Annotated in this window: 8 protein-coding genes; 2 read left to right on the top strand and 6 right to left on the bottom strand. The window is 66.5% G+C overall.

Features of this window, described 5'->3' with window-relative positions:
• The coding region (locus AC1DRP_RS34885; RefSeq protein WP_476770929.1) for an ABC transporter permease subunit at positions 1-245 on the top strand (245 nt) is incomplete at its 5' end.
• A complete protein-coding gene (locus tag AC1DRP_RS34880) occupies positions 242-1,078 on the top strand; it encodes an ABC transporter permease (RefSeq protein WP_441491345.1) in 837 nt (278 codons plus the stop codon). The genes AC1DRP_RS34885 and AC1DRP_RS34880, both read left to right, overlap by 4 nt.
• A 187-nt stretch (positions 1,079-1,265) precedes the next feature.
• Here AC1DRP_RS34880 and mnhG read toward each other — a convergent pair whose 3' ends face one another.
• The 6 genes from mnhG to mbhE form a co-directional block, all read right to left on the bottom strand.
• Positions 1,266-1,634, bottom strand: coding sequence for a monovalent cation/H(+) antiporter subunit G (gene mnhG, locus AC1DRP_RS34875; protein WP_476770928.1), 369 nt, complete (start codon positions 1,632-1,634; stop codon positions 1,266-1,268).
• Positions 1,631-1,912 (bottom strand): K+/H+ antiporter subunit F, encoded by a 282-nt coding sequence (locus tag AC1DRP_RS34870; RefSeq protein WP_113517826.1) that lies wholly within the window; start codon positions 1,910-1,912, stop codon positions 1,631-1,633. Before AC1DRP_RS34870 ends, mnhG begins: the two co-directional genes overlap by 4 nt.
• Positions 1,909-2,394 carry a Na+/H+ antiporter subunit E gene (locus AC1DRP_RS34865; protein WP_476770927.1) on the bottom strand — a complete coding sequence of 162 codons (486 nt, stop codon included), beginning with the start codon at positions 2,392-2,394 and terminating at the stop codon, positions 1,909-1,911. Before AC1DRP_RS34865 ends, AC1DRP_RS34870 begins: the two co-directional genes overlap by 4 nt.
• Complete coding sequence (locus AC1DRP_RS34860; protein ID WP_476770926.1) at positions 2,391-4,025, bottom strand: monovalent cation/H+ antiporter subunit D; 1,635 nt, start codon at positions 4,023-4,025, stop codon at positions 2,391-2,393. The genes AC1DRP_RS34865 and AC1DRP_RS34860 overlap by 4 nt, the downstream gene beginning before the upstream one ends.
• Complete coding sequence (locus AC1DRP_RS34855; protein WP_441491350.1) at positions 4,025-4,366, bottom strand: Na+/H+ antiporter subunit C; 342 nt, start codon at positions 4,364-4,366, stop codon at positions 4,025-4,027. Before AC1DRP_RS34855 ends, AC1DRP_RS34860 begins: the two co-directional genes overlap by 1 nt.
• Positions 4,357-4,971 (bottom strand): hydrogen gas-evolving membrane-bound hydrogenase subunit E (gene mbhE, locus AC1DRP_RS34850; RefSeq protein ID WP_476770925.1); only part of this gene is annotated, 615 nt, incomplete at its 5' end. The genes mbhE and AC1DRP_RS34855, both read right to left, overlap by 10 nt.

The following is a 4,971-nucleotide window of genomic DNA, read 5'->3' as shown; positions in this document are numbered from 1 at the left end:
ACGCGCTGATGCCGGTTGTGACGCTGGGCGGTGTCCAGATCGGCCATATGCTCGGCGGTTCGATCCTGGTCGAGACCGTGTTCGGCTGGCCGGGCCTCGGGCGCCTGCTGTTCGACGGCCTGCTGCAGCGCGACCTGAACCTGCTGCTCGGCATCCTGTTCATCTCGTCGATCCTGGTCGTGCTCTGCAACCTGCTCGTCGACCTCGTTTATGGCCTTATCGACCCGAGGATCCTGGCGCGATGAAGCGGAGCTTGCATTTCTGGCGGCGTTTCCGTCGCAACCGGGGCGCGGTCGTGGGCCTCGTCCTGCTGCTGGCGATCGTGCTCGCGGCGATATTCGGCCCGATGGTCTACACGGTCGATCCCTTCGACATGATCGGGCGACCGGCGCAGACGCCCTCCGCGCGCTTTCCGCTCGGCACCGACGTCACCGGCCGGGATATCCTCGCCGGCCTGCTGCATGGCGGCCGGGTCTCGCTGCTGATCGGGGTGGCGGCGAGCCTGTGCGCGACGATCCTCGGTGTCGTCGTCGGGGCGGCCGCCGGCTATTGCGGCCGGGGGAGCGACATCCTGCTGATGCGGCTCACCGATTTCTTCCTGACGATTCCCTCCTTCGTCCTGGCGGTGGTGATCATCGCGATCTTCCGCCCCTCGCTGATCAGCGTGATGAGCGCGATCGCGATCGTGTCCTGGCCGCCGGTCGCGCGGCTGGCACGGGCCGAATTCATGGCCCATCGCGACCGGGAATACGTCCAGGCCTGCCGCTCCATGGGGATGTCCGATTTCCGCATCGCGGCGCGGCATATCCTGCCCAACGCCCTGCCACCGGTCATCGTCGTCTCGTCCCTGCTGGTGGCGACGGCCATCCTGACGGAATCCGGCCTGTCCTTCCTTGGGCTCTCGGACCCGAACGTCGTCTCCTGGGGCTATATGATCGGCATCGGCCGCACCATGCTGCGGACGGCGTGGTGGATGTCGGCGATCCCCGGCATGGCCATCCTGCTGACGGTGCTCTGCATCAATCTCGTCGGTGAGGGCCTGAGCGACGCGCTCAATCCGAAGCTGCAGGAGCGCTGAGGCAACACCCGCTGAACTGGCATGTATGGCATGGGGCGACCATGCAGAAGTCGCTCCGGACGGCGCTCTGCTGGTGAGCGACGACGCCACCGCAGCGATCTTTCGCGTCKCGCCGGGCTCTCGCCGATAAGTGTTTCGCTGCATCGAGGGCTGCGCTGGCCGCCGGCTCCAGGTTGCGACGCAGCGCCTATCCACCGTGCGTGCGGCGCAGGAGCGAGCGCGGAGGCGCCTCTCCGTTTCCCTCCGTGCGGTCGCGATAGAGGGCCGCGCGGGCGAGCAGCATGAGGGTGACCGGCGTCGTGACGATCATGAAGACGCCGATCAGGAGTTCATGCACCACGGGCCGGGAACCCAGCACCGAGAAGCAGAGAATGGACGCGAGCCCGATCGCACCGGTTCCCCAGCTCGTGCCCAGCGTGGGTGCATGAACCCGCTCGAAGAACCTGCGAAAGCGCAATGTTCCGATGGCTCCCAGCAGTGTCAGCCCGGAACCGAGAAGGACCAAAAAGGCCGTCAGCAGGGCCGCCCAGGCGGGGAGGTTCTCGGCGTGGGTCATTCGATCACCTCGCCGCGCATGAGAAATTTGGCGAGCGCGATGCTCGATACGAAACCCAGTACCGCGATGATCAGGGCCGCCTCGAAATAGATCGCGCTTCCCGAGCGGATGCCGATCGTCAGCACCAGGAGCATGGCGGTAACGTACATGGCGTCCAGGCAGAGGACCCGGTCCTGCGCTCGCGGCCCCCGGATGACCCTGTAGGCGTAGCACCCCATGGCGGCGACGAGCATGGCCTGGGCGGCCGTCACCGACCATAGGAGGATCGCGGCCGTCATTCGAAAATGTCCATAAGCAGCGCCTCATAGCGGTTCTTGATCACGGCGATCCACTCGGCCTCGTCGGCGAGGTCGAGGACATGGAGCAGGAGCACGCCGGATTCGGGGGCATATTCGACCCAGGCCGTCCCCGGCGTGCTGGTAACGATGCATGCCAGCACGGCCAGCGCCGTCTTGTCGCGCAGGTCGAGCGGTATGGCGACGAAGCCCGCGACACGGTCGCGACGATCTCCGCGGATGATGATGCCGGCGACGGCGATGTTCGACTGCAGGATATCCAGCGTGACGGCGCCCAGAAGCTTCGGAAGAAGCTGCCATCGCCTCAGCCGGGGCTTGGATGGATGGAGCGCCGCCATCGCAAGGGAGGCCCCGATCGCGACGGCCGCCCCGACGAGGAATTGCCCGGTCGAGAAAGAGGTCAGCAGGAGCCACATCAGCAGCAGCGCCGCGGTCAGCAGCGGATAGGGGAGAAGGCGGTTCATCGCGCACCGCCCGGCGGATGACCCGTTCCCAGCACGCTCTGGATATAGGTCGACGGGGCGTGAAGGGAACGGGCCGCAGCCTCCGTGTAACTGAGCATCGGACCGCCCCACACGGCCAGGATCGTGCAGAGCGCCAGCAATGCGACGATTGGCGCGACCTCGACCATGACCACGCGCGGAACGAGTTCCTCAAGCGGCGCCCAGAAGATCCGGACACCGCTGCGCATCATGGCCACAAGGGTCGCAAGGCCCGACAGGATGACCAGCGCAACCAGCAGCCAAATGCGCCCCGGGATCTCGGCGAGAGAGCCGAGTCCGTCCGGATTCAACATGCCCGTCAGCATCGCGAACTTGGCGATGAACCCCGATAGCGGCGGCAAGCCCGCGAGCAGGAGCGCGACGCATCCAAACGAGACGCTGAGGATGGCGAGCGCCCCCGGTACGGTCACGCCGACCTCCTGATCCTCGTGCTCCTCGCTCTCGTCCGTCTCGTCGCCATACGCCTCCATGGTGACCGACAGCACGTCTGCCGCCGGTTCGCGTGTCCGCTCGACCAGCTCGATGAGCAGGAAAAAGGCAGCGACGCTGAGGCTCGAACTGACGAGGTAGAACAAGGCGCCCGACACGACCGCAGTGTTGCCGATGCCGACGGCCGCGAGCAGGGTCCCCGAGGAGATCAGAACGCTGAAGCCCGCGAGCCGGCCCAGCGCCTGGGACGAAAGCACGCCGGATGTCGCGAAGAGGATCGTCGCCATCCCGCCCCAGAGCAGCACCGTTCCGCCGAAGCCCGCCGTGCCCCCGGCCTCGGGGGCAAAAAGCAGCAGGGAGAGGCGCAGAAGCACATAGGTGCCGACCTTGGTGAGCACGACGAAGATCGCGGCAACGGGGGCGGCCGCCGCCATATAGGCGGAAGGCAGCCAGAAGCAGAGCGGCCACATGCCGGCCTTGACCAGGAACGCGATGCCAAGGATCGCGGCGCCTGTGTGAAGGAGCGCGCGGTCATCTGCGGACAGTCCCGCAAGGCGGACGGCGAGGTCTGCCATGTTCAGCGTTCCGGCGGTCCCATAGATCAGGCTGACGCCGATGAGGAAGAGAAGCGATGCGGCCAGGTTGATCGCGATATAATGGAGGCCGGCTCGCACCCGGAACGCGCCCGATCCGTGCAGCAGCAGGCCGTAGGACGCCGCCAGCGTGACCTCGAAGAAGACGAAAAGATTGAAGAGGTCGCCCGTGAGGAACGCGCCTGCGAGCCCCATGAGCATGAACTGGAAGAGCGTGTGGAAATGCGGGCCGGCCCGGTGCCAGCGCGCCGTCGAGAAGACAAGCGCGGCGACCGCCAGCGTGGATACGAGGGCGAGCATCAGCGCCGACAGCCGATCGAGCACGAGCACGATGGCGAACGGCGCTGGCCAGTTGGCGAGGGCATAGGATGAGGAGAGGGCGCCGCCTCCGTCGGCAACCCCGTCCGCCAGTCGCATCAGAACGATCGCGGTCACCAGGAGCAGCACGCCCGACGCAATGCTGAGACACGCCTTCAGCGTGTGGCGCAGCTCGTCGATCAGCAGGAGAGCCGCCCCCGTGATCAACGGGAGCAGGATCGGGACGATGAGAAGGTGTCTCGTCCAGTCCATCAGTTCGGCTCTCGCCCGTCGACGTGATCGTTGCGGGTCAGCCCACGGGCGACGAGCAGCACCACGAGGAGGAGGGCGGTCGTCGCAAAGCTGATCACGATCGCGGTGAGCACGAGCGCCTGCGGAACCGGGTCGGCCAGATCCGCCGGATTGCCTGCACCGCCGGGTCCCAGCACGGGCGCTGCAGCGACCCGCAAACGGCCCATGCTGAAGATGAAAAGGTTCACCGCATAAGAGAGGAGCGAAAGGCCGATGACGAGCTGATACGTGCGCGGACGCAGGACCAGCCAGACTCCCGATCCGGTGAGCACGCCTATGGCGATCGCAAGCGTCAGTTCCATCGCTGGCGCTCCTCTTCGAGACGGGCCGCGCGCAGGCGGCGGATGGATTGGTGGGCGATCGCGATCAGCATCAAGACCGTCGCTCCGACCACGACGCCGAACACGCCGAGATCGAACAGGGTCGCGCTCGCCAGAGGGACCTTCCCGACGATCGGCAGCTCCAGATACCGGAAATACGAGGTGAGGAAGGAATCGCCCAGGAGCATCGAGGCAGCTCCGGTGGACGCCGCAAGCAGGAGACCGCCGCCGATCCAGGCAACGGGAAGGATGCGCAGCCTGTCCTCGACCCAAATCGTCCCCGCCGCCATGTATTGCAGGATGAAGCCCGCCGCCATCGCGACGCCTGCGGCGAAGCCTCCTCCCGGAGCGTCATGACCGCGCAGGAAGAGATAGGCGGCCAGTACGATCACGACCGGGAACATCCACTGCATGATGACGGACGGCACGTAGAGATATTCCGCCTTGGTCGCTCCGACCTCCGTGTCCGGCTCAGCCTCGTCATTGGAGCGCTGGATGCGCTGCTGCTCGGGCCTCTCGATGCTGTCCGGTGCGGGGCGGAAACGCCGGAGCAGCGCGAAGACGGTCAGTGCCACGACGGCGAGGAC

The organism is Allobosea sp. 01N443 (assembly GCF_056399325.1).
The sequence above is the reverse complement of the archived record's forward strand: the minus strand, read 5'-3'. Positions and strand labels throughout refer to the sequence as shown.